This is a genomic window from Streptococcus sp. FSL K6-1323, assembly GCF_038630745.1.
GTDB lineage: Bacteria > Bacillota > Bacilli > Lactobacillales > Streptococcaceae > Streptococcus > Streptococcus salivarius_D.
This window is the reverse complement of record NZ_CP152039.1, coordinates 1091400-1117942: the sequence shown is the minus strand read 5'-3', so window position 1 is coordinate 1117942 and position 26543 is coordinate 1091400. Positions and strand designations below refer to the sequence as shown.

Genomic DNA, 26543 nt, shown 5'->3' with positions numbered 1-26543 from the left:
TCGGTTAAAGGAGATTGTAAATTTATGTTAGACTTTTTTACTACCATTGATGATTTTGTCTGGGGTCCACCCCTTCTGGTCCTTCTTGTAGGAACTGGGATTTACCTTACAATTCGTCTTGGTCTTTTGCAAGTTCTTCGTCTTCCTAAAGCTTTTAAACTTATCTTTGCTGAAGATAAAGGGGAAGGAGATATTTCTAGTTTCGCAGCCCTTGCGACTGCTCTCGCAGCAACTGTTGGTACAGGTAACATTGTCGGTGTAGCTACTGCCATCAAGACAGGTGGACCTGGTGCCCTTTTCTGGATGTGGATTGCCGCTTTCTTTGGTATGGCAACCAAATATTCCGAAGGTCTTTTGGCTATTAAATTCCGTACACTTGACGACCAAGGTAATGTATCTGGTGGACCAATGTATTACATCACACATGGTTTTTCTGGGAAATGGCAAACAATCGCTAAACCTTTAGCATACTTCTTTGCCTTTGCAGGTGTACTTGTAGCATGGTTGGGGATTGGTACCTTCTCTCAAGTAAACTCAATCACCGCCTCACTTCAAAATAGCTTTGACTGGTCACCAAAAATCGTAAGTATCCTACTTGCCCTTATCACTGCTGCTATCATTTTTGGTGGTATTCAATCTATCTCAAAAGTTTCTGAAAAAGTCGTACCGTTTATGGCTGGACTTTATATCCTAGCAGCTCTTGTGGTTATCTTTACTAACTTTAATCAACTTCTTCCAGTCCTTGAAACGGTCTTCCAATCTGCCTTTACTGGTAAAGCAGCCGTTGGTGGTTTTGCTGGTGCGACAGTCATGGTTGCAATGCGTCTTGGTATTGCGCGTGGTGTCTTCTCAAATGAGTCAGGTCTTGGATCAGCTCCTATCGCTGCAGCTGCTGCTAAGACCGAAGAACCTGTTGAACAAGGTTTGATTTCAATGACAGGTACTTTCATTGATACGATCATCATCTGTACGCTTACTGGTCTTGCTATCCTTGTAACGGGTCAATGGTCAGGTAGCCTAGAAGGTGCCCCAATGACACAAGCAGCCTTCTCATCTGTTTTTGGTACATTTGGTGAAATTGCCTTGACACTTTCTTTGGTTCTCTTTGCCTTTACAACAATCTTGGGTTGGTCTTACTACGGTGAACGTTGTTTCGAATTCATTTTCAAATCAACGAAATTCCTTCCACTCTACCGCCTCATTTTTGTAGTCATGGTTGCTCTTGGTGGTTACCTCACTCTTGATGTTGTTTGGAAAATTGCGGATATCGTAAACGGTTTGATGGCATTGCCTAACTTGATTGCCCTCCTTGTCCTCTCACCAATCATTTTCAAAGAAACTAAATCATACTTTGAACGTCACAAATAAACAAAAAGAGCCTAGGCTCTTTTTTCTTGACTTTATCGGCACCAATCCTTGCTACTACTGGTCTTTTGCGTTACAATGAAATTAAATCATTTTACAACTAATACAGAAAAAATCCAAAGGAATAACTATGTCAATTACCAAAGAATTTGATACGATTACTGCAATTTCAACGCCTTTAGGTGAAGGTGCTATCGGTATTGTTCGCTTATCTGGAACCGATGCTGTTGCTATTGCTAATAAGGTTTTTAAAGGAAAAAATCTAGAAACGGTCGCTTCACATACTATCAATTACGGTCATATCGTGGAAAATGATGAAACCATTGATGAAGTCATGGTCAGTGTTATGCGTGCACCAAAGACCTTTACGCGTGAGGATGTCGTGGAAATCAACACCCATGGTGGTGTCGCTGTAACCAATGAAATCCTTCAACTCCTTATCCGTTCTGGTGCTCGTATGGCCGAACCTGGAGAATTTACTAAACGTGCCTTCTTGAATGGTCGTGTGGACTTGACCCAGGCTGAAGCTGTCATGGACTTGATTCGTGCTAAGACTGATAAGGCTATGGCCGTTGCCGTTTCTCAACTTGATGGTTCGCTCAAGCATCTCATTAACAACACTCGCCAAGAAATCCTTAACACTTTAGCTCAAGTCGAAGTGAATATTGATTATCCAGAGTATGATGATGTTGAAGAAGTTACTACAAATCTTGTCCGTGAAAAGACTCAAGAATTCCAAGCACTTCTAGAAAATCTTTTGGCTACTGCCAAACGAGGAAAAATCCTACGAGAAGGTCTTTCAACAGCAATCATTGGTCGACCAAATGTCGGAAAATCTAGTCTTCTTAACAATCTCCTACGTGAGGAGAAGGCTATCGTTACAGACATTGAGGGTACAACACGTGATGTCATTGAAGAATACGTTAATATCAAAGGCGTTCCACTTAAGTTAATTGATACCGCAGGTATCCGTGACACAGATGATGTTGTTGAAAAGATTGGTGTGGAACGTTCTAAGAAAGCTCTCGAAGAGGCTGACCTGGTTCTTCTTGTCCTTAATAGCTCGGAACCGTTAACTGAGCAAGACCGTACATTACTCGAAATCAGCCAAAATAGCAATCGTATCATTCTCCTAAATAAGACAGACCTTCCACAAGCAATCCAAATGGAAGAGCTTCCTGAAGATGTTATCCCAATTTCAGTCCTCAAGAATGAAAACATTGACAAAATTGAAGATCGTATCAATCAGCTCTTCTTTGATAATGCTGGTCTAGTGGAGAAAGATGCTACTTATCTCTCAAATGCCCGTCACATTTCACTCATTGAAAAAGCCCTCGAAAGCCTTGAAGCAGTCAATCAAGGTCTTGAATTAGGCATGCCTGTTGACCTCCTACAGGTTGATATGACACGCACTTGGGAAATTCTGGGAGAAATTACTGGTGACGCTGCCCCAGATGAACTCATTACACAACTCTTTAGCCAGTTCTGTCTAGGAAAATAAACATAACTAAATTTATGTAAAAAGATGCTCTGTCATCTTTTTATTTTTGCATCATAAATACAGAAATAAAATTATGTAAAATAAAACCTATCAATACCATCAGACGATTTACTCAAGCTTTTTAAGAAAGAAAATGCTATCATGGTACTATCCTATGATTTTGAAAGGTTTGCCATGAGTCAAGCAACTACTGATACTGATTTAAAACATTTGATAGACTTTGACGATAATCTGCTTCCATTTCGATTGACGGAAACCAAGGTTGAAAATGGGCGCCCTGATATTCTTTTTCATTGGCATCCTGAGCTTGAGATTCAATATGTTTATGAGGGGACTGCTCGTTATCATATTGATTATGACTATTTTGATAGTCAGGCTGGAGATATCTTTTTAATACGTCCGAATGGCCTTCATTCGATTCACCCCGTAGATAATCAGCCTCATCATACGGACACCCTACATTTTCATTTGGATATGTTGGGGCAGTCGCTGGTGGATCCGCTTAGTCTACGCTACCTACAGCCTTTGCAGAATTCTAATTTCAAGTTTAAACAATGCCTGAGATCGTCAGACGAGGGGTATAGAGAAATTAGAGCTCTCCTCTTTGAGATTTTTAAGATGATTCGTCAGAAAGATCGTCACTATGAACTTCTTCTCAAGTCAAAACTAGAAGAATTAATCTACCTCCTCTACTTCTATCGTTTGGTAGAGCGAAAAACTTCTGATGATCATTATCGTAAGAATGAAAAGATTCGGGAAATCATTGATTACATTAACCAACACTATGCCGAAAATCTCACGATTGAAAAGTTATCAGAGCTTATGGGGTATAGTAAGACCCACTTTATGACGATTTTTAAGCAACATACAGGTACCTCTTGTACAGAATTTATCATTCAGGCAAGAGTCAATGCTGCTTGCGAGGAGCTTCGTAATAGCGTTAAACCAGTTTTGGAAATTGCTACTAATGTTGGTTTTAATAACCTATCCAATTTCAACCGCCAATTTAAACACTATTACGACCAAACACCAAGCCAGTATCGAAAAACACATAGCAACAAGAAGAAAACAAAAAAGAGTTAACCATTCGGCTAACTCTTTTTTTATCTGCAAACTTCTTAGTTTTTCTCCTTACCTTTGTGTTTTCCACTAAGTCCAAAGAGAGTTAGCAACATACCAAGTCCAAGGAGGCCTGCGTGTGACCCCTTGTCACCAGTTGTAGGAAGAACTTCAGTTTGAGCAGAAGATTCTGTCACTTTTTCAGTTTCTTTAAGTGCTTCGCTTCTTGTTGAAATGAAGAATACTTTACCATTAGGAGTCGTTACTACTTTAGAAACCACTGGTTTGCTAGTTTCTAAATCTTTAGCAATAGTTGATGGAGTGACTGGTGCCAAAGGATTAAGTGTAGGGTCTGCTGCATTTTCTTTTTTGTTCAAGGCAGCAAAATCAGCACTTGAAATTGAAATGGTACGTGAGTTTGGATTGATAACTGCATACTTAGAAAGGTCTGCACGTGTCAAGTAATCCGCAAAGACGGTATCCATTGAAGGACCTTCTTCACGAGGGCCACCCAACATTGTGAAGCCATCACCACCAGCAGCCAAGAAGTCGTTGGTTACAAGATAGTATGTTTCGTTTGTGTTAAGTGGTTTATAAACACCAGTTTCTGGATCCAAAATGTCAATTGACAAGATACGTTTTTCAGCTGGAAGAGTTGTGTCATAGTAAACACGAGCTCCAGAAACTTGAAGGAAACCGCCAGATGGTTCAAGGAGAGGTTGACCATTTTCATCCAGAACAGTTTTACCACTTTCGTCAACTTGGAGAATAGAACCAAGAGATTTGACAAACATATCATGGATATTTTGACCTGTTACTTGAATTTGAGCAACTGAGTTACCAAATGGAAGAACGGCAATGATATCACCTTTAGTGATTGGTTTGTCTTTGGCAATTGTTTCACGAAGACCACCACCATTTGTTACGGCAAGGTTAGACTTGTGTGTGAAAGCTGATTGTCCGTAATCTAAGAGAGCATCGGCGACCACATTACCAAGGTTAGTTTCGCGAACACGAACGTCCATACGGTCACCGCTAAGTTTAACTGGGCTATTTTCAATAACGACTTTTGAAGAATCCGCCTTGTACTTAGCTTGGATATCATCAATCATAGCTTTAACTGTTGGGTTAACTTGATAATTTTTCTTAGCTTCGTCGTGTGAGATCACACCATGTGACAAGACACGGTCAGAATTATAAACGACGCGGCCAACATTGTTAAGGTAGCTACCAGTTTGGTTGTAAGTAACGTTATCGCCGTATGTCGCTGTGTGAAGAGTGTGTGAGTGACCATCAAGGACAAGAACACGTTTTCCTTTCAAAGGTGCATAATTTGAAAGAGCTTCTGCCAAAGTTGATCCACGCCATTCAACTGGAGTTGTTGTATCAATCCCCAAGTGACTAAGGACAACATAAGTCTTGTATTCCTTACCTTCGGCACGGGCATTTGATTCCACTTGGTCAACAACAGCCTTAACTTCAGTAATAGGATCAGTGAAAGAGACACCAGGGATATTACGTGGGTGTGTCTTAGTAGCTGTCTCAGGTGTAGTGACACCAATAACGACTACTTCATCTCCATCAACACCAGGTGTTTTGTCAACGATTGTAGATGGTTGGAAAAGACGGACGCCATCTACATATACGTTAGATGTGATGATTGGGAAATTGATTTGTTTGCTCAAACGACGCAATTGGTCGAGACCAAAGTCAAATTCATGGTTACCCACTGTCATGGCATCAAAACCAACAGCATTCATGACGCTTGCCATGTCTTCACCCTTAGAACTGTTTGAAATCGGAAGACCTTGGAATGAGTCCCCAGAGTCAAAGACAAGAGTTGTTCCTTTTGAACGAGAATCATTTACGATACCAGACAAAAGAGCATCACCAATAACCCCGTTACGATCATCTTCAACCATACGACCATGAACATCGTTGGTGTGAAGGACAGTTACAGTGTCGTTGCTGGCACTTGTGCTAGCATTTGTCACGACTTCTGTTGTAGGAGTTGCTGCTACAGTTGCAGTTTCACTTGCTGTAGCAGCGGGTGTTTCGCTTGTTTCAGCTGTTGAAGCAGTAACAACTGATGTTGAACTAGCTACTGGTGCTGCAGACTCGCTAGATGCAGTTGTTGCTACAGTAGATGTCGCATTGGTAGTTGCCTCTGTAGCTACTACTTCAGTGCTTGGTGCTGTTATAGTTGCATGAGTTTCTACCTCGTCAGCATGGACAGCATTGGCCAAGATGGCAGTTGAGACAAGTAGGGTTGATACGGTCGTTGCAACGACTGTTTTCTTCTTCATTCCAAAATACCTTTCTGATTTTTAAATCGTTTTTATTATACCACATTTATAAGATTAGAATTAAATAAATTTCAACATTTTATTAGATATTCAAACAATTTTTTCAAAAATCAATAGGTAGCTAAACGTTTTTCAAGATAACCTTGAAGCAGTTCAAGAGTAAAGCTCAAAGTCCAGTAAATAAGGGCGATTAGGATATACATGGACATGTAGTCATACTCACGCCCACCGATAATCTTAGCGTTTTGGAAAATGTCAGGCACTGTAATCATAGCCGCCAACGAGGAACTCTTTACCATGTCGATAATGACATTACCAAGTGGTGCTACTGCTATACGCATGGCCTGAGGTAAGATAATCCGACGGATAATAGACTTCTGCGGAAGACCAAGAGAGCGAGCGGCTTCCCACTGCCCCTTATCTACGGCAGCTATGGATGAACGAAAAATCTCTGCCATATAAGCAGCACTAACACATAAGAAACCAATAAAGGCACAAAGAAGGGCGGGCAGCTGAACACCAACGTAAGGCAGACCAAAGTAAAGAATGAAGAGCACGACCAACATAGGGACGCCACGCATGATGGAAATATAAACACGGGCAGGATACTTCAACCAAGGTTTTTGCGACATCCGCATAAAGGCAAGGATGATGGCAAATACATTCCCCACCATAAAGCTTAAAAGGGAGATCCCCAATGTATAGGGCAAACCTGATAGAACATAGGGAATGCTTTTTAGAATCAGTGAAAAATCAATAATCATAAGTCTATCTTTCTAAACATTTCTTTAGCAAATAAGCGATCCAATTGGATCGCTCATATTATTCAACATCAGAGATATCAATCTCAGTGTAGTCAACTTTGGTTTTCTTTGTAACGTCTTGACCAGCAAAGAACTTCTCTGAAATCTTGGTAAGGGTACCATCTTTCTTCATGTCTTTGATAGCTTTATTAACTTTTTCTTGAAGGGTTTTATTCTTCAATGAGAAAGTAAAGCTTGTTGAGTAAGGGTTACTGTAGATGCCGTCGTTGATCTTAACAGGGTACTTATCTTTGATAGCAGCTACTGCCATCTTTTGCAAGTAGTAATCGTTGACGATAACGTCTGTACGACCATTTACCAAGTCTTGCATATAAACGTCATTGGTAACATTGTCATATACGACGAGTTCAGCACCCATTTTTTTGGCAATCTTCATGTACTTGGTACTTGCAGCACCAGCTGCTTTCTTGCCTTTGAGGTCCTTCCATGAAGAAATTCCTGAATTATCTGATTCACGAACTACCATAGAAGTGAATGAATACTTGTATGGTTCAGAGCGCAAGAATTTTTTAACGTTCTTGTTGTCATCTTCGAGTGAGTAGTTAGCGATATCTACTTGACCACTATTTACAGCGGTAAGCATGCCATCCACGCCCATCTCCGTGAAGTCAATTTTCAACTTAAGGCGTTTTCCAACTTCTTTGAGAATCTCAACGTCATAACCAGTCAGATTATTCTTATCATCGTGGTAGGTTTGTGGGTAAAGTGTTCCAGCAGTCGCAACCTTGATGCTCCCACGTTTCTCAATCTTTTCCCAGTTCTTCTCACCTGTACTCTGTGACGAGCAGGCAACCAAAAAGACCGCAGCCAAAATTAGGCTAAATACGGCGAAAAATCTCTTTTTCATCTATGTGTGTCTCCTTAAAAAATGAAGTTAAGTTAAAAACTTATAATCTTAGCCTACACTATTTGAAAGGGTTTCACAAAATATTGAACCGGAAATGAGAATGTCTAGCTAAAAATCGAACATTCTTCCATCTGTTGGGCTAAGTGTAAGAGGAGGTCTTCTCTTCCCTTGGCAGCTGTCAGTTGAACACCGAGTGAGAGACCCTGCTCCTCCCGATAGACAGGTAAAGAAATCGAAGGTTGTCCCGTCAGGTTAGCTTGTTGCGTGAAAGGTGTCCAGTCTAAGCTGTCCGCAAACATTTCCCAAATAAGTTCCTGCTGCTTTGGCCAGTCAAAATCAGCCATATGTTTGAGTTGATTTTGTAAGTTTTCAGAAAGGGCAAACTGTCCATGCTTAGGTGCCACATCCGCAACTGTTGGTGTTAGAAGAATATCGTAAGTCTCATGAAAATTCGCCATCTGATGGCTATACTGATCCCACTGGGCTAGAATTTTAGAGTAAATTTTAGCAGGAATCTTTTGCCCAGATTGGAAAATAGCCCAAGTCATCAACTCCATATCTTCAAGGGTCATCTTCCGTCCTAAACCAGCCTCTATGGAATCAAACATGGCAGCCGTCTCGACACTATTCATGATGTAGTAAGACTGCATGGCTTCAACCCCATTCAAGGGCTGGTCGCTGATTTCATGCACATAATGTCCTAGACTTTCCAATTTTCTAGCAGCTTTTTTTGTCGCTGCAATAGCAGATTCAGACACCTTACCACCAATAGGAGAGAGAGTCGAAAAAGCAATCTTCAAAGGTTTAACTGGTTCTTCTAAAGACACTTTGCTAAGCTTCGGTATAATAAAGGGACTTTCCATCTGACACGTCTGCATGTGATAGAGTAAACGTTTTGTATCTCGTACAGTCTTAGTCAAAGCAAACTGAACAGAGGCTCCCTGCCAGCCACGGAAAGAACTAGGACCGACAGGAATTCGTCCTCTGGTAGGCTTAAGACCAATTAGGCCGTTAAAGGAGGCTGGAATACGAATAGAGCCTCCACCGTCACTAGCTGGGGCCAAGGGAGAAATGCCAGAACTCACAAGAGCTGCCGCACCACCACTTGATCCACCAGCATTACGTGTCACATCGTCAGGCAAATTAACAGGACCATGACTCTGAGCATCACTGATATTTTTGAAGCCAAACTCAGGAGTGCTAGAACGCCCTAAAATAATGAAGCCCAGTTCCTCAAGTTTCTTAACATAATTATCCGTTTCCGTTGCACGATAACTTGTAAATAGGCGAGAACCCGCGGTTGACGGCTCACCAGCTTGCTCTTGCCCCAAATCCTTTAGGAAAATTGGAACTCCAGCAAAAGGCCTATCTGAAAAGTCTCTAGTTTCTGCTTCTTTCAATGCTTTCTCGTAGCGTTGACTGACGATAGCATTGATTTTAGGATTCGTCCTCTCTGCTTCACGAATGGTAGTCTCCACTAGTTCTCGGGGACTGACCGTCTTATTTTGCACGGCTTCAGCCATTGTAGTTGCATCTGACCACTCATTAATTGTCATCATATACTCTCCCTGCTTATCTTTTCCTAAATTATACTAAAAAAAGCGAAACGCCTAAAACGTTCCGCCTTAAATCTTGATAATTAGTCTTGCCAAGTTTCTTGATTTTCTTTGAATTTCTTCAAAAGTTGAAGTCCGTCTGCTGTGATGTAACCTTGAACTTTAGCGACTTTAATTAACTCAGTGTAGTTTGAAAGAGTAACCAATTTCACACCAGCATCCGCAAAGTTTTTCTCAGCTTTTGGCAATTCGTAAGTAAAGATAGCCACAACACCGATAACATCAGCCCCTTCACGCTCTGCAGCTGCTACAGCATCAAGTACTGAACCACCAGTTGAAATCAAGTCTTCAACAACAACCATTTTTTCGCCTTTAACCACACGACCTTCGATTTGGTTACCAGCACCGTGATCTTTTGGTTTGCTACGGATGTAGGCAAATGGAAGGTTCATCTTGTCAGCGATAATCGCACCATGAGGAATACCAGCAGTTGCAGTACCTGCAATCACTTCTACTTCAGGGAATTCTTCTTTAATCTTTTCCACAAAACCATTTTCAATAAGGGTACGAGTTTCTGGATAAGACAAAGTAATACGGTTGTCTGTGTAGATTGGTGATTTGATTCCTGATGCCCATGTAAATGGTTCTTCAGGTTTAAGGTAAACAGCCTTGATATCGAGCAAGTCAGATGCGATTTGTGATGCTAATGTCATAATTATTATCCTCCGTAAAGCGTTTTCTATTCTTTATTATAACCTAATTCCATCTATTTTCCTATGAAATAAGGTCTTTTTGAAAATTTATTGACCGTTCCATTGGACCTTAATGTCGTGATAAGCTGCTACTGGATCATCAGCTTGTGTAATTGGACGACCTACAACAATGTAATCTGAACCAATTTGACGAGCATCGGCAGGTGTCATGACACGTTTTTGGTCACCAACTGCTGCTCCTGCTGGACGGATACCAGGTGTCAAACAAACGAAATCTTCATTTGTCGCTTCTTTGATTTTTGCTACTTCGTGTGCTGAGCAGACAACACCATCAAGACCTGCTTCAGCAGTCTTCTTAGCATAATGAACCACTGATTCTTGAAGTGTGGTTTGGATATTTTGGAAATCACGCATCTGCTCTTCAGAGGTAGAGGTCAACTGTGTTACAGCAATCAAGATTGGACCATCTCCCAAGCCCTCACGCGCAGCCTTCATCATTTCCACACCACCAGCCGCATGCACATTAGTCATATCAACGCCAAGGTTAGACAAGACACGCATAGCTGATTTCACAGTATTTGGAATATCGTGAAGCTTAAGGTCAAGGAAAACACTATGGCCAAGCTCTTTAACGTAGCGCACAATCTCAGGCCCAGCTGCATAGTAAAGTTCCATACCAATCTTCACATAGAGCTTTTCACCAGCGGGAAACTTAGCAAGGAAAGCCTTCACATCCTCAAAGGTCGGGAAATCAAGGGCAATAACAGGACGATTTTCTCTCATTTCTTATATCCTTTCACACAAAAAACCTCCGCCAGTCAGCGAAGGTTGCACGAAAATAGGGCAGTCCCTACCCTTTAGTGATGCCGTAGCATCTCAGTACACCTTTCTCGCCTCTCTGGACTCGATTAAAGGTTCAGTTCAATTTGTTCTATTATAGCGCTTTTATAAGGGAATGTCAAAGGGAGATGAAAGTAATTATACCTTTGTTGAACTCCTTAAAAATGCTATTTTTATTCTATTTCCCCAACAAGTCTGTTCTAACTTCCTTACGTAAGTCTTCAAGTGTTGTGATGCCGTACTTGTCCATGACTTCAGGGAGGCGGTCGATGATTTTAGGGCAGGCATAGGGATCTGCAAAGTTGGCCGTTCCGACACCGATGGCTGAAGCACCAGCGATAAACATTTCGATAGCCGCTTCGGCACTATCCACGCCACCCATACCGATGATTGGGAGGTCTGATGCTAGAGCAACTTGGCGTATAAGCTTAAGGGCTACTGGGAAGACAGCTGGGCCTGACATACCACCTTGGCCATTGGCAATGATAGGTTTGCGAGTAGCCAAGTCATAGCGTGTACCAACCAAGGTGTTAATCATAGTGAAACCTGTCGCACCGGCATCTTCGACTGCCTTGGCGACACTTGTAATATCAGACACGCTTGGTGTCAGTTTGACATAGACGGGCACATCAGAGTGAGAGACACTAGCTTTTACTGCCGCATAGGCAAGCTCTGGAACTTGTCCAATGAGAAGGCCGTTATTACCATGGTCTACGTTTGGACAGGAGATATTGAGCTCGATAGCCTTGACGTTGCTAGCTTTGGAAATCTTGTGAGAAACTTCCGCATATTCTTCGTTTGAAAATCCAGCCACATTGGCAATGATTGGAAGCTCAGGATAATGCTCCTGCAACCAAGGGAGTTTTTCAGACAAGACAGCATCAACACCTGGATTTTGCAAGCCAATGGCATTAAGCATGCCTGATGGAGTTTCTGCCACGCGGGGTGTTGGATTACCAAAACGAGGGTTGGCAGTCGTTGCCTTAATCATAATTGACCCGAGTTTGTCCAAATCATAATACTTGGCATACTCTTGACCAAAACCAAAGCAACCTGAGGCTGGGATAATAGGATTTTTCAAATCAATCCCTGGAAGGCTAATAGCTAAACGATTTTCTGATTTAATCTCTGACATGGTAACCTCCTAGACGATGACTTTTCCGGTAGGGAAGACTGGCCCTTCCTCGCAAACACGAAGATTTTTGGCGTCAGATTCTCCTTTAACGTGAACCACACAGGCATAACAAGCTCCCATACCACAAGCCATACGAGCTTCCATAGAAACATAGGCATGAGGATGGTTTTCAAACTTGCTATCGACATATTTAAGCATGCCTGGAGCTCCGCAACTATACACGGCATCTGGAGTCCAGTCGAAACCATCAATAACTGTCGAAACGTAACCTTTGATACCGTATGAACCGTCATCAGTTGTCACATAAACATCACCACAAGCTTTGAGCTTATCCTCCAAGATGACAGCATCCTTATTGGCAAAACCAATGACTGATACAACTTCAACACCCTTAGCCTTCAACTGCTTAGCCGTCTCAACCAAAGGCGGTACACCAATACCACCACCAACAAGGAGAGCTTTCTGCCCAGCCTCAATAACGGAAATATCAAAACCATTTCCCTGAGGCCCCATGGTATCAATGGTTTGCCCAGCTACCATCTTAGAAAGGATGGCAGTTCCCTCGCGTTCCACTCGATAGACAATGGTTGCCTCTTTCTTGTCATAGTCAATCTCTGAAATGGAAATAGGACGACGAAGGAGCTTGCTTGGGTCTGGCACCTTGAGGTGGACGAACTGACCAACCTTCATATCTGCAACCATCTCTCCCTTAAGCACCATTTCGAAAATACGAGGTGCAATCTCACGCTGACTCACAATGATTAAATCTTCAACTAAAATCATGACAACCCTTTCTAAACTGCAAAATGTCATCAAAAAAACCTCGCCACATGGCAAGGTCGCACAAAAAATCACAGGAGAACCCTGTTTTTTCACCTGTCCGACCTTTTAAGCCTCTCTGGACTCATTTAAAGGTTATTTTGTGATTATTATAACCGTTTTCAAGACAGATGTCAAAGGAGAAAAGAAAAAACCAAAGCTCATAAAATTAAGCTAAGGTCTCTCCAGCCTATAACTAGGCCCTCTGTTTGATACATTCTCTATCATCACATAGAGTAACATAAATTGTCAATATTCCTAACAAGGAGTGTTAGAGTTCTTGAACAAGAGTCTTAAATAAGATTATTGGAACAATCTGTCGTAAACCATAGTATGGGCCAACTGCTGACCATCGCCACCCAACAAATCAACCAAGGCGTATGCAAAGGCTAGGGCTGTTCCAGCACCACGGCTAGTGACAATATTGCCGTCAACAACTACCAAGTCAGTTTGATGCTCGCCAGAAGTAATTTGCTCTTCAACACCTGGGAAACATGTGAATTTACGCCCTTCGAGCAAGTCAGCACGTTCGAGAACAATTGGTGCCGCACAAATAGCAGCAACATATTTTCCAGCTTTTGCAGCCTCTTGAAGAGAGGCAATCAAAGTTTCGTTATCGCGTAGATTAGTTGAGCCAGGCATACCTCCAGGAAGGACCACCAAGTCATAATCCGCAAAATTGCCATCAAATACACCATCCATAGCGACTTGAATCCCGTGTGAGCCAGTTACTGACGCACTTTCAAGTCCTAGCATGCTACAGTCAAATCCTGCTCGGCGAAAGACATCCACTGGGCTCAAGGCTTCGATTTCTTCAAATCCGTCCGCAAATACTACTGCTACTTTTGTCATGATATACCTCCAATTGACTTATCACTTGATTCTATTACGCCTTAAATTATAGCAGTTTTAGAAGCAGGAAACAAACCATAAAAATGGCCCTTGAGCACGAAAAAAGACAGTACAAGGACTGTCTTTGACATCTTATCTAAACAAACTTGCTAGGATCCACAAGAGATAAATATGGGCTGGGTAGAAAATATAGAAGAAATTCTTGTTACCACTACCACGCTTACCGTTATAGAAATACATAGGAATCGCAGCAAAGACCATCATCCATTGCACACCCGTCGGATCAAAGAGATGGGCAATCACAGAAATAACAGCCAAGACAATGATTTGAGCAATGCGATTGGTACGGAAAATATAGAATAGCAACCCCAAAATAACCATCACAAAGCCACCCTCAACCATGATAATACTTGGCACAAGTGACAAGGTAAAGGCTACAATCTGCACAACGATTGGGTTTGCATGTGGCGTTTCAAATATGCCTGAAAGGATTACAACCGGAATAGATGATAGAATTGGCAAGAGAAAGACACCAATCCCTTGAATCAACTCCTTGTTCGATTTATCGCGAAGCCCCTTAGCCAACAAATCCCAAGAGCAAATAAAAATCCCAGTGATAAAGAAGGTTGAAAAGGCATTGTTGGTTAAACCGATACTACCATTATGAAAAATACTACCAATGATGGCGTTGCCAATGATCATAAACCAACTCATGTAAAGCAGACGCCTGAGAAAAGCCATACGATCATGAGTGTAGTGAAAACTATCAGCAGCAAGAAAGAGGAAAATTGGGAAAGACAGACGTCCCAACATCGTCAACCATATAGGTGCCCCCATACTCCCGAACATCTGATAGATTTGGTCCAAAAACATAAGTGCAACAGCTAGGTATTTCAAATTAGTCGCATTGCATATCTTTTTAATATCGTTCATTTAATGCTCCTTTAATTTTCAGCATATTAAATGATACCACAAGTCAGATATAAATTCAAAGGTATTCATTATAATCTAAGACATAACTTTTAACTGTTTTAGCGTAACAATTTTTGTAATAAAGAATGGTCCATAATAATAACAAACTCAATTCCGACTACCCATCCAAAGCATTTTTACTCTCTTTGTGCTATAATAGTTAGGCAATATTTACGTTCATAACGTATGCAATTTATTTAAAAATAACTAACAAAGTTCATAAACTCTTCAAGTTTTTGAAATAACTTTTTTGCGAGCAGAGCGAGCAATTAACCGAGACTTTCCGCCGTGTTAAAAGCGCCTGAAACTAAAAGGTTTCAGGCGCTCGGAATTTTTGAGACGTTAGGCTCAAAAATTAGTCATGGAACTTTGTAAAAGTTCGCTGACGTCCGCCAACACCTAAGGAAAGTCTCACAGAAAATTTTATTTTTAAAATAAAACAATTATTATCACTAACAAGAAAGGAAGTACACCATGTCTTTTGACGGCTTTTTTCTTCATCATATGACGACTGAGTTGCGTGAGCAGGTGCTCTACGGGCGTATCCAGAAGGTTAATCAGCCTTTTGAGCGTGAGTTAGTCCTGACCATTCGTAACAATCGTCAGAATTACAAGCTTCTGCTTTCGGCTCATCCTGTCTTTGGGCGTATTCAGACGACCAAGGCTGACTTGCCAAATCCGCAGAATCCAAACACTTATACCATGATTATGCGGAAATACCTTCAGGGAGCGGTTATCGAGGATATCCAGCAACTGGAAAACGACCGTGTCCTTGAGATTTCCGTCTCTAATAAAAATGAAATCGGTGATAGCGTTAAGGTTACTCTTGTTATGGAAATCATGGGGAAACACTCCAACATTATCCTGATTGACAAAAACGAGAGCAAAATCATCGAATCTATCAAGCACGTTGGTTTCTCACAAAATAGTTACCGCACTATTCTGCCTGGATCTACCTACATCGCTCCACCGAAGACGGATGCTAAGAATCCTTTCGACATTCCAGACGAAAAACTCTTTGAGATCCTACAAACTGAGGATTTGTCAGCTAGAAATCTTCAAAAACTTTTCCAAGGTTTGGGGCGTGACACGGCCAATGAATTGTCAGCCTTACTTGAAACTGATAAACTCAAGAATTTCCGTGCCTTCTTCAATCGTGAAGTTGAGCCAAACTTAACAGCTAAAGCATTTTCAGCTGTAAGATTCTCAGATAGTCAGGACCAACCTGAATTTGAAACCTTGTCAGCCCTTTTAGACTACTACTACTTGGACAAGGCGGCGCGTGACCGTGTGGCACAACAAGCTAGTGATTTGATCCACCGAGTGCAAAATGAGTTGGAAAAAAACAAGAAAAAGCTTGTTAAACAGGAGAAAGAGCTTGCAGCGACTGAAAATGCCGAGGAATTCCGTCAAAAAGGTGAACTTTTGACCACTTACCTCAGCATGGTTCCAAATGATAAGGATAGTGTCGAGCTAGACAACTACTACACTGGTGAAAAGATTACAATTCCCCTAAATGTGGCCCTAACGCCTAACCAAAATGCTCAGCGTTACTTCAAGAAATACCAGAAACTCAAGGAAGCTGTTAAGCACTTGACTGGTTTGATTGAGGAAACCAAGCAGACTATTGATTATCTGGAGAGTGTGGAATTCAGTCTTTCTCAAGCCAACATGGATGAAATCGAGGATATTCGTGAGGAGCTTGTTCAGGCTGGCTTTATGAAACGTCGTTCAACTGACAAACGTCATAAACGCAAGAAACCTGAACAGTATCTGGCTTCTGATGGTAAGACCATTATCATGGTTGGTCGTAACAACCTGCAAAATGAGGAGTTGACCTTCAAGATGGCTAAAAAGGGTGAGCTCTGGTTCCACGCCAAGGATATTCCAGGGAGTCACGTGGTTATCAAGGACAATCTTAACCCTACTGATGAGGTCAAAACAGATGCGGCTGAATTGGCAGCCTACTACTCTAAGGCTCGTCTGTCAAACTTGGTTCAAGTCGATATGATTGATGTTAAGAAACTCAACAAACCAACAGCCGGTAAACCTGGATTTGTAACTTATACGGGACAAAAGACCTTACGTGTCACACCGACTGAAGAAAAAATTGATAGTATGCGGATGAAATAGTCTGCTTTACAAAATCAAACTCTCTTGTTATAGAAACGAGAGAGTTTTTCTATGTTTTCATTAGAGCAATTTCTTTCGTTGATGAATGAGATTTTCTTCTGATTTTCATTACATTTTTCCGGCGACTGTGCTAAACTATAAGGGTAATTACCTATATTAAAGGAGACTTTCAGCATGAAGGCTCTTATGTCATATACGAGTTCTGTTTTAGAATGGTTAGGGCGCTATGTGGGGCTCTTAGTCTTTGGGCTTTTATTTGTGACTGCTTTCTTCATTCGCACAACCATGATGACGGGATACTTTGAGTGGGCAGAGATTAGTAGCGTTCCTTGGTATGTTTATGTTTCAGGTGGGTTCATTCTGCTTTTGACCCTTCTCTGGCCCAAGATCTTAAAGGAACTGACAACAAAGCAGATTTTCATCTTTTTTTCCGTTTGCTTTGTGAGTTTTGGCCTACTGTTGATTTTTCTGACCAGTTTTGCTGGTCGAGACGATGCAGGTACTGTCTTTAAAGGGGCGGTCCAGTTCAATGCTGGCAACTTCTCCTTAATAAAACCAGGAGCCTACTTCTACCGCTATCCGCATCAGTTGGGGTTGCTTAGTTTTGAACGCTTGGTTCTCTATCTAATTCCTTTACCAGTTATCTCAGTTTTCTATGTATTGAATCTTGGCATGGTCATTGGTATGAACTATGCTACTTGGAAAATCACGGATGAACTGTTTACGAGGCCTTTAGTTAGTCGTTTGGCTGTCATCATGAGCTTTGGTTTCTTACCCTTAGTCTTTAACATCATGTTTGCCTATGGACTTATGTATGGCTTGTTCTTTTCTAGTTTTGCCATTCTCTTCTTTCTACGTTACTTAAGGCGTGGTAGGGCTAGGAATGCGATTCTTTCGGTGGTCATGCTATCATTGGCTTACTGGGTAAGGAGCAATAATATTATTCTCATTATTGCTCTATCTGGTATTCTAATACTCTTGATGCTTAGAGAAAAACGGTATCGCTATTTACTTTTAGTTTTGGCTTTCTTTGCCTTTCCTTTGACCTTGCATAAGGCGACGACCAGTTACTACGAGATTACCACTCATCAAAAAATTCCTGGGACACCTCAGATTGCTTGGCTGGCCATGGGCTTACAGGACAAACCCGATTCTAAACGCATGCCAGGATGGTATACCGGCTATGTCCGTGACATTTACGCCAAGAAAAAGGGCAATATCGAAAAGATTGAAAAAAGTGCCAATCACCTTTTTGATAAGCGTGTTCAATATCTCTTAGCACATCCCGATGAGGCCAGTTGGTTCTTCAGTACCAAGTTTATCAGTTCTTGGACAGAGGGAAGCTTCCAGTCCATCTGGAATGGGCCAAGTAAAGACAAGTTTCAACCTTTGTGGAATAGGTTTGCGACTTCCATCTATCACGACGGGACCTTGCATCTCTTTTTCGTAACCTATATGCAAGGCTATCTCCTAGTCCTATATCTTGGTGGTGTGTTCTACTATGCTTTCACTTATAAACGAATGGGAGACGGAGCAACGTTGGGACTTTATGCCTTTCTCTATCTCTTTGGTGGCATCCTCTTTCACCTCATATCAGAGACTAAGAGCCAGTACACCCTACCTTATATTTACATACAAATTCCAATGATTGCGGCGGGCTACAACCATATGACACAAATACTTACCCGCTATCTAAAAAATAGTCGAAAGTCATCCTAGGATGGCTTTTTGTCATTGTTTCACAATTACAATCTTGCTATAATAAGTCTATGAAAAATTCGTCAGTTGATCTTTTACGAGGCCCCATTTTGCGGTCTCTTTTAATCTTTGCTCTACCAATTCTGATATCCAATATTTTCCAGCAACTCTATAATACTGCGGATGTCATGATTGTGGGACGCTTTTTAGGTCCAGATGCCTTGGCTGCTGTAGGGGCTTCTTCTGCTATTTTTGACTTGGTTATCGGCTTTGCCTTAGGTGTTGGAAATGGTATGGGAGTTGTTATCGCACGTTATTATGGTGCCCAAGACTTTAGGAAACTTCGTCAGTCCGTTGCGGCCACAGTTGTCATCGGTCTGGTCTTAAGTGCCTTGGTTATGATTCTAGGACATTTTGGGCTTTATCCTTTGCTAAAATTTTTAGGAACACCTGCTTCTATCATCGGGCAGTCCTACCAGTATATTTCTATGATTGTCTCCTGTGTTGGGGTTACTTTGGGTTATAATCTTTGTGCAGGTCTCCTCAGAGCGGTTGGTGATAGTCTGACAGCCCTCTATTTTCTGATTTTTTCAGCTATAGTCAATATCGTTTTAGACCTTTTCTTTATTACCCAACTCCATCTTGGTGTTCAATCAGCAGGCTTAGCAACTATTATTTCTCAAGGACTTTCGGCAATTCTCTGTCTTTACTATATTAAGAAAAAAGTGACCTTCCTTCTACCAAGTAAGTCAGACTTTGTCCTTGATTCAAGTCTTTATTTGGATCTTTTTGGACAAGGCATGGCCATGGGACTCATGAATTCCATTGTTTCTATTGGGACTGTAACCTTACAGTATGCCATTAACGGCTTTGGCCCTCTCATCATTAGCGCTCAAGTGGCGGCAAGACGGATTATGTCCTTCGCCGTTCTCCCTTTGACTTCACTTGCTGCTGGGGTGACGACCTTCACCTCTCAGAACTTCGGGGCCAAACAGTTCAAACGCATAGTAGCTGGGTTAAAGCAATCTTGTCTTGTTTCTATAACTTGGTCTGTCATTGCTTGTGTCCTCCTCTATGTAGCTAGCCCCTTCTTAGCTGGTTTTATCTCTGGTTCAAATAATGCTGTGATTATTGATAATGCTAGTCGCTACCTCCGTATCAGTTCTCTCTTTTATCCTATTTTAGGAATGCTCTTCATCTTTAGAAATAGCCTGCAAGGTCTTGGTAAGAAACTGACACCTTTAACCTCAAGTTTTATTGAGCTTTTTGGAAAAATTCTCTTTGTTCTTTTGGTCATTCCTTCTATGCGCTACCTTGGCGTTATCCTATGCGAGCCCTTGATTTGGATTCCCATGACCATTCAGCTCTATTTTGCCTTGAGAAAACATATTAAACGTTTGTTTGTCAGTTAAACTTACTTTGAACATAGAAAAACGACCCTACCGGTCGTTTTTAGTTTAATTTAATCCCCATTCATCAGAAATCTGTTTCATAATAGCTTCTTGGGAGACAATCCCAAAGCCCAGCATGTAGGTTGAGTAGTCAGCATAGATGACCTTGTTATTTTGAACAGCCTTTAAGCTAGTCCAGACAGGGGTATTCTTAAGTTTATTATCTAGGAGTTCTTGAGAATCTGCTTGAACAATCAGGAGATCCGGATTAATGTCTTTTAGTTTATCTGGATCGATAACTTGTAACATATCATCTGGATTGAAGGTTTCCGCTCGATTGAAATGATAAGTATCATAGAGATAACCAAAATGCCCGTAAGCATAATAACGGATGTCATTGTCAGTCACGCGCAGATACATCAGTTTCTGGTTGCCAAACTTGGCTTTGACATTCTCCGCGAAAACGGCCTCCCTAGCATCCAATCTATCGAGATCCTTCTTCATCTCATCACGTTTATCAAAGATTTCTGCCACCTTAAGAGAGGTTTCATGATAGTCCCAATTTTCATCGGTGTTGATTTGGTAGCCAACAGTCGGTGCAATTTCAGACAGCTCATCATAGAGGTCTTCCTGCTCGCCTGTCATAAGGATTAAATCAGGTTTTAACTCAGCAATCTTATCCAAATCTGGATTACCCTGCCAACCAACTGAAACCACTTTGGCATCCTTGTATTGTTTCTTAAAGAGGGTTGAAAATTCTTGACTATCAGCTTGACCAGTTGTCGCCCCTACTGGAGTGATATCTAGAGGATCCAAGATTTCACCATAGAGGTTGTCGAGGATAACGATACGTTTTGGAGCTTTTTTCAACTCTGTCGTACCAAAATCATGGACAATTGTCTTCTCCTTAAAAGTCTGACTTGTTTTATTTGACTCTGCATTATGTCCAGACGTCATGTCTGGCAAGTAATACAGTAAAAGACCAGAAATGATGGCCAGAATAGCTAATAAATAAAGAAGATTTATTTTTTTCATGGCAACTCCTCGATAAGATCGGATTAAATCGTTACTTTAAAGTTATCTTAAAACTTCTTTAATGTCAATCTATGACTAAGATTTTTTGGAAGGAATTGAGTGTTTTTGATTCCTAAAATGTATTAACGGAAAATAACTATAACCTTTGAGCAAAAAAACATCTATTATTTTTTAAGAAGGCATCTTGTAAACCCTCAAAAAAGTCAGATTATATCATCATCTTTGAATGTTTAAAATCTAAGTAGAAAGTCTCTTTTTGAAGTCTTACTTTTTGTAAGTTACAACATATTTTATCGGGTATTTCAAGGGTTAGTGACTGACAAATGATTTTCTCTCGTCTGAAATGGTATTTACTAGATAAACGATACGAATCTAAACCTCCCTAATTAGTACTTTTTCGGTGAGATATGTGTTAAAATACACTGAAAACTCATTTAAAAATAACTTAAAAAAGCCTTAAATAAGATTGACAACCTTTTCAAAAGAAGCTAGTATATCATTTTTATATTCATAAAAAGGGGAATTATTATGGAAAAACAGATTCGTTTTCGTAAGCAATCGCTTATCTTGTCTTCTGTAGCTCTAGCTACTATCTTTGCAGGGACTGCTGTATCAGCCGATGAAACAGCAACAACAACGCCAGCAACTCCTGCCACGACGACTGAGGCAGCACCTCAATCAACAACAGCTCAAACACCTATTGCCAAAGCAACTGAAGAGATTAAAGCTAAGGCCAATACGCCGGTAATCCCAGTAGAAAATGCAAAAGTGGGAGATGTTGTAGGCATCGATGTTAATGCTACAGAGCCAACGGTAACAGCAAAAGAAAGCACTGATGGATCTGAGGCTATCGCAACAGCATCTGCGACAGCAACCGTTAAAACAACAACGCTTGCTGACAAGAACACACCTGTTGGTAAGTCAGAGCCTGTCAAATCAAGCGAGACAGCAACATCAACTGAAGAAACAAATGAATATGTCGCAACAACGACTGAAACGGTCAATAAAACGACTGTTGTTGAGGTTGTTAAAGAGGCTGATGTGGTGAATCGCCAAGAAGTCAAGGGAACTACTGACATCGTCTTTATTGTCGATAAATCTGGTTCAATGGACAGCCATATCACTGACGTAGCTAATAACATTGAAAAATTTGTGCGTGATTTGGAATCTAAAAATGTGCAAGCACGTCTTGGTTTGGTTGACTATGAATCAAGCAAAAACACAACTTACCATGATTTCGGAGGTTCTAAATTCACCACGGATACGAACGCTTTTGTTGGTAAATTAAAAGCCATCCGTACTACTGGCTCAGACGAGGAAGCAACAACAGCATTATCACATATTGCAACTTCACCTGATTATACTTGGGGAACTGGAAAGAACAATCGTCGCTTCGCCTTCTTGGTCACTGACGAAGATATAGACCTTACTCCCAAAACACCAACTAAAGATGCTACACTAAAAGCCCTTCAAGATGCTGGGATTTCTTTGACCGTAGTTGGTAAGAAATATGATGAAAAAGACTTTGACCCATTGGTAAAAGGAACGAATGGTCTCTACCTCGATATCGATAAAGATTTCGCCGATCTTTTGAACAAACAATTCTCAAACTACGTGATTGAAACTGTTCAAGAAGGACGTGTTTATCGTATTCAAACGGATACTTACGAAGTCATTGCAACGACTCACTTGGTTACTAAAGCAACTAACCAGCCTGAAACGGTGCAACCAGCAACACCAACTGTTCCAGGAAATGTATACTACGTTGAGGGTACGGTCTACGAGGCACCAACGCCATTGCAACCAACACATAAAGAACTCCCAGAAACAGGTTCTAGCCAATCCGCTGCTCTAGTTTCACTTGGTCTTATCAGTGCGGCACTCGGCCTAGGCATGGCAGTCAAACCAAAACGTAACTAACACCTCATTTACGTTAATAACTTAATTATTGCACCCCGTGATTTACACCCCAAAAGCTTAATTTTGGGGTGTTTTTGGATTGGTAGGATGATATTTTATACGCCTAGCTATTTTAATCTGATTATTTCCCACCTATCATGATATAATAAACCAACGACATTATATTGGAGAACTCTATGACACTCACATACATTTTTTTCGACCTTGATGGTACTCTCGTTGATAGTTCTGAGGGGATCCACAATGGTTTTGTTCAAACCTTTGAAAGACTAGGCCTTCCTGTTCCTAGTGATCAGAAAATTCGCACCTTTATGGGACCACCTCTCGAGGTAACCTTTAAAGAAGAGATTAGTGAAGAAGGTGCTGCCCAAGCCGTAAAAATTTATCGTGACTATTATGAGACTAAAGGACAATTGGAGGCTCACCTCTATGATGGCATAAAAGAAATCCTTCAACAACTTAGTCAAGATCCTAGCAAGAAAATCTTTATCACAACTTCAAAAAATGAGCCTATAGCCCTAGAAATGTGCAAACACCTTGGAATTACTGAATATTTTGATGGCATTTATGGATCTACTCCTACTGCCTTTCATAAGGCTGATGTCTTGCAGCGTGCCATTACTGAAAATCAGGCACCTAAAGACCAGTCTGTCATTGTTGGTGATACCAAGTTTGACTTGATCGGTGGAAAAACGGTTGGCATCAAAACAATAGCAGTGACCTGGGGATTTGGGAAAAACGAAACTCTTTTGGCAGAAAATCCTGATTTTATAGCTGATACCACCCAAGAACTTCGTGATATTTTGAAATAAAGCTTATAAAACGAATAGAGCAAGATTCTTTAATCATGCTCTTTTTTCTATTGAATTAGGATTACATCTGGACAATGATATCCAGACAAAGCTCCAAAGCCTTATCAAAAGCCTCTGAGCCCCAATCTCGTTGATCGTAATTGTCAATATCCGCAAGGGAATCTGCCGTAAAGAGAAGTAAGCCCCAAATAGCTCCACGAAATTGAGCAACTGATGCAAGTGCAGAACATTCCATCTCTACAACGCTACAGCCCTCTTCAATACGATAGGAAATCTTGTCTGGTGTCTCCCTATAAAAGCCATCTGTCGACCAGGTCATGAGTTCTTTAATGGAAGTTCTATTTACGCATTCTTATCTGACCCGAACCAAGAAATTTTCAACTCCGAATTGGGATTTATATTAAAAAAATTCTAGTAGAAATCATCTACTAGAATTTTGTCGTTAGTCAAACACAATAATAGACTTAATAGACTTACGTTCATCCATATCTTTATAAGCTTGATTAATATCTTCCAAGCTGTAGCTATTAGTAAATACACGACCCGGATTGATATCACCGTCAAGAACTGCTTTTAACAAAACTTGTTTATCATAAGTAGTAACTGAGGCTGCTCCACCTGCCACTGAGATATTTTGGGCAAAGGTTGAACCAAGAGCACGGTTATTGTAATGAGGAACGCCGACAAAACCTAAACGCCCGCCATTATGGAGAACACCGAGAGCTTGGTCGACGGCTGCTTCAGTCCCCACACATTCAAGAGCAGCATCTGCTCCACCACCGAGAATTTCTCGCACCTTGACAATTCCTTCTTCACCACGTTCAGCTACGACTGCTGTCGCGCCTGACTCTAAGGCCATTTGTTGACGGTCTTGGTGACGGCTCATAAGGACAATTTGTGAGGCACCACGCATTTTGGCTGCGATAACCGCACATTGACCTACAGCACCGTCACCAATAACGACTACCTTGTCACCCTTTTGCACATTAGCTACACGCGCTGCATGGTAACCGGTCGGCATAACATCAGCAAGAGTCAAAAGTGACTTAAGCATGCCTTCGCTGTAATCTGAAGGTTGACCTGGAATTTTCACAAGTGCCCAATTGGCAAAATGGAAACGGATATACTCAGCCTGTACGCCACCAGACCAATTGTTGCCGATATGGCGGTCACAAGTCCCATCATAACCGGCACGACAGGCATCACACTCTCCACAACCATGAGTGAAAGGCGCGATGACAAAGTCACATGGTTTTACAGTAGTGACAGCCTCACCAACTTCTTCGACGATTCCGATAGCCTCATGACCACTATTACTATGCCCTTCTTCGATTTCGGGATTACGGTAACTCCAAAGGTCGGAACCACAAACGCAGGTACGGACAATGCGGATAATAGCATCATCTTGAGCCTCAATTTGTGGACGGTCAATTTCTGCCAGACCAACCTGACCAGCTTTTGTATAAATTGCTGATTTCATATGTTTACCTCTTTTTCTTTAGTTACTGTTAGTATACACTTTTAATTAAGCTCTGGCTCAAATCAAGCCCTCCAAATTACTTTCAAACAATAGCAACTAATCATATTTTTTCCCATACTTTTTTTCTAGCATTTTCTTGACCAGATAAGGCATTTTGACATTTTCGCGACCTTTTTTAGCAATCAATTTCTTGACGAAATCGGGCATTTGAATATCCTTTTCCTCATCTAAAATCTGACCTGTGCTAGAAGGAGCTTCCAGCTCATCAAAGGTCTCCAGCTGAGGTTGATAGTAACTATAGTCACCATCTATATGAGACTGAATTGTTGAAAGAAGGGCCTTAATTAAACGATAATCGCTATTTGGCATAGGAGGTCGGTGATAGGCTACACCTAGCTCTTGGCAAAGCTCCTTACATTCCACATCATTATCAAAAAGAACCTCAATATGCTCACTAATAAAGGCAATAGGAACAAAAATATAGTGGTCGGGGTGGTCACTCTCATCTCGCAGATATTCTAAGACATCCGGCTTAATCCAAGGAATACCAATATCACTCTCACTCTGCCAAGTATTGGTGTACTGCTCCTCTTCAAGCCCTAAAATCTCCGCAATCAAGCGACTATTGTCATAAATCTGATCGATATAGGGGTCACCAAAATCTAGTGCCAAAACTGGGACACTGTGGGCTGAAAAAATCACCTTATAACTGTCGTCTCCAATCTGATCTAAAATCTTTTGGATCTCATCAGCCCAATAGTGGAGTAGGTCAGGTTCGCGGTACCAGTCCTTGATAATTTGGAACTTAATTTGATCACTTTCTAAAAATTTTTCATAGCCCATGACTGAATAGTATGAATAATGGGGCTCTAGAATCAAACACAAACACTCTTCAATTCCGTCATTCTCCATCTCTTTAATCGTATCTGTGATGAAAGGGCGGGAAAATTTGTTGGCAAAGTAAACCGACGCTTGATTTCCAAGAGCAGTAGCAACCAAGTCCACTTCTTCCTTTGTTATCCTTTGGAGCGGCGTTCCACCGATTCGGACATAATTGTCATATAAAGTCTGAATTTCATACAGTTCAGGACGTACCCCACGGCGTATATTTGTGAAAAATTCTGCTACTCCTTCATAGGTAATCTCTTCTGGGGACCCAAAAGTCATCATCAATACAGCTCTTTTACTCATAATTACTCCTTGTTCCACGTTTGTTCTATTTTATCATGAAAAGGCTTACTTTAGTTAACTTAGTATCAAAAAAACTCCTAGAGAAGCTTCTAAG

At 41.2% G+C, this 26543-nt stretch carries 21 protein-coding genes and 1 pseudogene; 8 read left to right on the top strand and 14 right to left on the bottom strand.

Annotated features, from left to right (window positions below; genetic code table 11):
• The first annotated feature begins 24 nt into the window (after positions 1-24).
• The 3 genes from NST80_RS04985 (at position 25) to NST80_RS04975 (ending at position 3949) form a co-directional block, all read left to right on the top strand.
• Positions 25-1368: a sodium:alanine symporter family protein gene (locus NST80_RS04985; protein WP_045768698.1), complete on the top strand. Its 1344-nt coding sequence runs from the start codon at positions 25-27 to the stop codon at positions 1366-1368.
• 127 nt (positions 1369-1495) lie between these two features.
• Entirely contained in the window at positions 1496-2866 is a 1371-nt protein-coding gene (gene mnmE, locus NST80_RS04980; RefSeq protein WP_045768697.1) for a tRNA uridine-5-carboxymethylaminomethyl(34) synthesis GTPase MnmE, read from the top strand.
• Between the two features lie 141 nt (positions 2867-3007).
• Positions 3008-3949 carry an AraC family transcriptional regulator gene (locus NST80_RS04975; RefSeq protein WP_183138203.1) on the top strand — a complete coding sequence of 314 codons (942 nt, stop codon included), beginning with the start codon at positions 3008-3010 and terminating at the stop codon, positions 3947-3949.
• Between the two features lie 35 nt (positions 3950-3984).
• Here NST80_RS04975 and nt5e read toward each other — a convergent pair whose 3' ends face one another.
• The 10 genes from nt5e to NST80_RS04925 form a co-directional block, all read right to left on the bottom strand.
• Positions 3985-6231, bottom strand: a complete 2247-nt coding sequence (gene nt5e, locus NST80_RS04970; RefSeq protein ID WP_049553696.1) for a cell surface ecto-5'-nucleotidase Nt5e — start codon at positions 6229-6231, stop codon at positions 3985-3987.
• A 110-nt stretch (positions 6232-6341) separates the two neighbouring features.
• Positions 6342-6995, bottom strand: coding sequence for an amino acid ABC transporter permease (locus NST80_RS04965; RefSeq protein ID WP_049553697.1), 654 nt, complete (start codon positions 6993-6995; stop codon positions 6342-6344).
• 58 nt (positions 6996-7053) lie between these two features.
• Positions 7054-7902, bottom strand: coding sequence for a transporter substrate-binding domain-containing protein (locus NST80_RS04960; protein ID WP_049553698.1), 849 nt, complete (start codon positions 7900-7902; stop codon positions 7054-7056).
• A 104-nt stretch (positions 7903-8006) separates the two neighbouring features.
• Entirely contained in the window at positions 8007-9458 is a 1452-nt protein-coding gene (locus NST80_RS04955; RefSeq protein ID WP_118171904.1) for an amidase, read from the bottom strand.
• A gap of 83 nt (positions 9459-9541) precedes the next feature.
• The gene (pyrE, locus tag NST80_RS04950; protein WP_004182503.1) at positions 9542-10171 is read right to left on the bottom strand and encodes an orotate phosphoribosyltransferase; all 630 of its coding nucleotides are present in this window, start codon (positions 10169-10171) and stop codon (positions 9542-9544) included.
• An 87-nt stretch (positions 10172-10258) separates the two neighbouring features.
• Complete coding sequence (pyrF, locus tag NST80_RS04945) at positions 10259-10954, bottom strand: orotidine-5'-phosphate decarboxylase (RefSeq protein WP_118171839.1); 696 nt, start codon at positions 10952-10954, stop codon at positions 10259-10261.
• Positions 10955-11189: 235 nt separating this feature from the next.
• The gene (locus tag NST80_RS04940; RefSeq protein ID WP_183138202.1) at positions 11190-12146 is read right to left on the bottom strand and encodes a dihydroorotate dehydrogenase; all 957 of its coding nucleotides are present in this window, start codon (positions 12144-12146) and stop codon (positions 11190-11192) included.
• A 9-nt stretch (positions 12147-12155) separates the two neighbouring features.
• Positions 12156-12929, bottom strand: a complete 774-nt coding sequence (locus NST80_RS04935; protein WP_013990579.1) for a dihydroorotate dehydrogenase electron transfer subunit — start codon at positions 12927-12929, stop codon at positions 12156-12158.
• Between the two features lie 339 nt (positions 12930-13268).
• Positions 13269-13817: a DJ-1 family glyoxalase III gene (locus tag NST80_RS04930; protein WP_013990578.1), complete on the bottom strand. Its 549-nt coding sequence runs from the start codon at positions 13815-13817 to the stop codon at positions 13269-13271.
• Positions 13818-13949: 132 nt separating this feature from the next.
• Positions 13950-14750: a TraX family protein gene (locus tag NST80_RS04925; RefSeq protein WP_013990577.1), complete on the bottom strand. Its 801-nt coding sequence runs from the start codon at positions 14748-14750 to the stop codon at positions 13950-13952.
• A gap of 513 nt (positions 14751-15263) precedes the next feature.
• Between NST80_RS04925 and NST80_RS04920 the strand changes: the two genes are divergently transcribed.
• The 3 genes from NST80_RS04920 to NST80_RS04910 all read left to right on the top strand — a co-directional run bounded on the left by NST80_RS04920 (position 15264) and on the right by NST80_RS04910 (position 20032).
• Entirely contained in the window at positions 15264-16922 is a 1659-nt protein-coding gene (locus tag NST80_RS04920) for an NFACT RNA binding domain-containing protein (protein ID WP_118171843.1), read from the top strand.
• 174 nt (positions 16923-17096) lie between these two features.
• On the top strand, positions 17097-18641 hold the full coding sequence (locus NST80_RS04915) for a hypothetical protein (protein ID WP_118171844.1): 1545 nt from the start codon (positions 17097-17099) through the stop codon (positions 18639-18641).
• A 50-nt stretch (positions 18642-18691) separates the two neighbouring features.
• Positions 18692-20032: an MATE family efflux transporter gene (locus tag NST80_RS04910; RefSeq protein ID WP_118171845.1), complete on the top strand. Its 1341-nt coding sequence runs from the start codon at positions 18692-18694 to the stop codon at positions 20030-20032.
• Positions 20033-20077: 45 nt separating this feature from the next.
• Here the strand turns inward: NST80_RS04910 and NST80_RS04905 are convergent, their stop codons facing one another.
• Positions 20078-21046: an ABC transporter substrate-binding protein gene (locus tag NST80_RS04905; protein ID WP_045771635.1), complete on the bottom strand. Its 969-nt coding sequence runs from the start codon at positions 21044-21046 to the stop codon at positions 20078-20080.
• A 528-nt stretch (positions 21047-21574) separates the two neighbouring features.
• On the opposite strand from NST80_RS04905, the gene NST80_RS04900 reads away from it, so the two are divergent.
• Both NST80_RS04900 and NST80_RS04895 read left to right on the top strand, forming a co-directional pair.
• Complete coding sequence (locus NST80_RS04900) at positions 21575-22966, top strand: VWA domain-containing protein (RefSeq protein ID WP_118058034.1); 1392 nt, start codon at positions 21575-21577, stop codon at positions 22964-22966.
• Between the two features lie 176 nt (positions 22967-23142).
• On the top strand, positions 23143-23778 hold the full coding sequence (locus NST80_RS04895) for an HAD hydrolase-like protein (protein WP_045768687.1): 636 nt from the start codon (positions 23143-23145) through the stop codon (positions 23776-23778).
• Positions 23779-23839: 61 nt separating this feature from the next.
• On the opposite strand, the pseudogene NST80_RS04890 reads toward NST80_RS04895, so the two are convergent.
• The 3 genes and pseudogenes from NST80_RS04890 to hemH all read right to left on the bottom strand — a co-directional run.
• Positions 23840-24106: pseudogene (locus NST80_RS04890) on the bottom strand (phosphorylase); the annotation flags it as partial.
• A gap of 114 nt (positions 24107-24220) precedes the next feature.
• On the bottom strand, positions 24221-25258 hold the full coding sequence (locus NST80_RS04885) for an alcohol dehydrogenase catalytic domain-containing protein (protein ID WP_183138201.1): 1038 nt from the start codon (positions 25256-25258) through the stop codon (positions 24221-24223).
• A gap of 96 nt (positions 25259-25354) precedes the next feature.
• Positions 25355-26449: a ferrochelatase gene (gene hemH / locus NST80_RS04880; protein ID WP_118171846.1), complete on the bottom strand. Its 1095-nt coding sequence runs from the start codon at positions 26447-26449 to the stop codon at positions 25355-25357.
• Between the last annotated feature and the right edge of the window lie 94 nt (positions 26450-26543).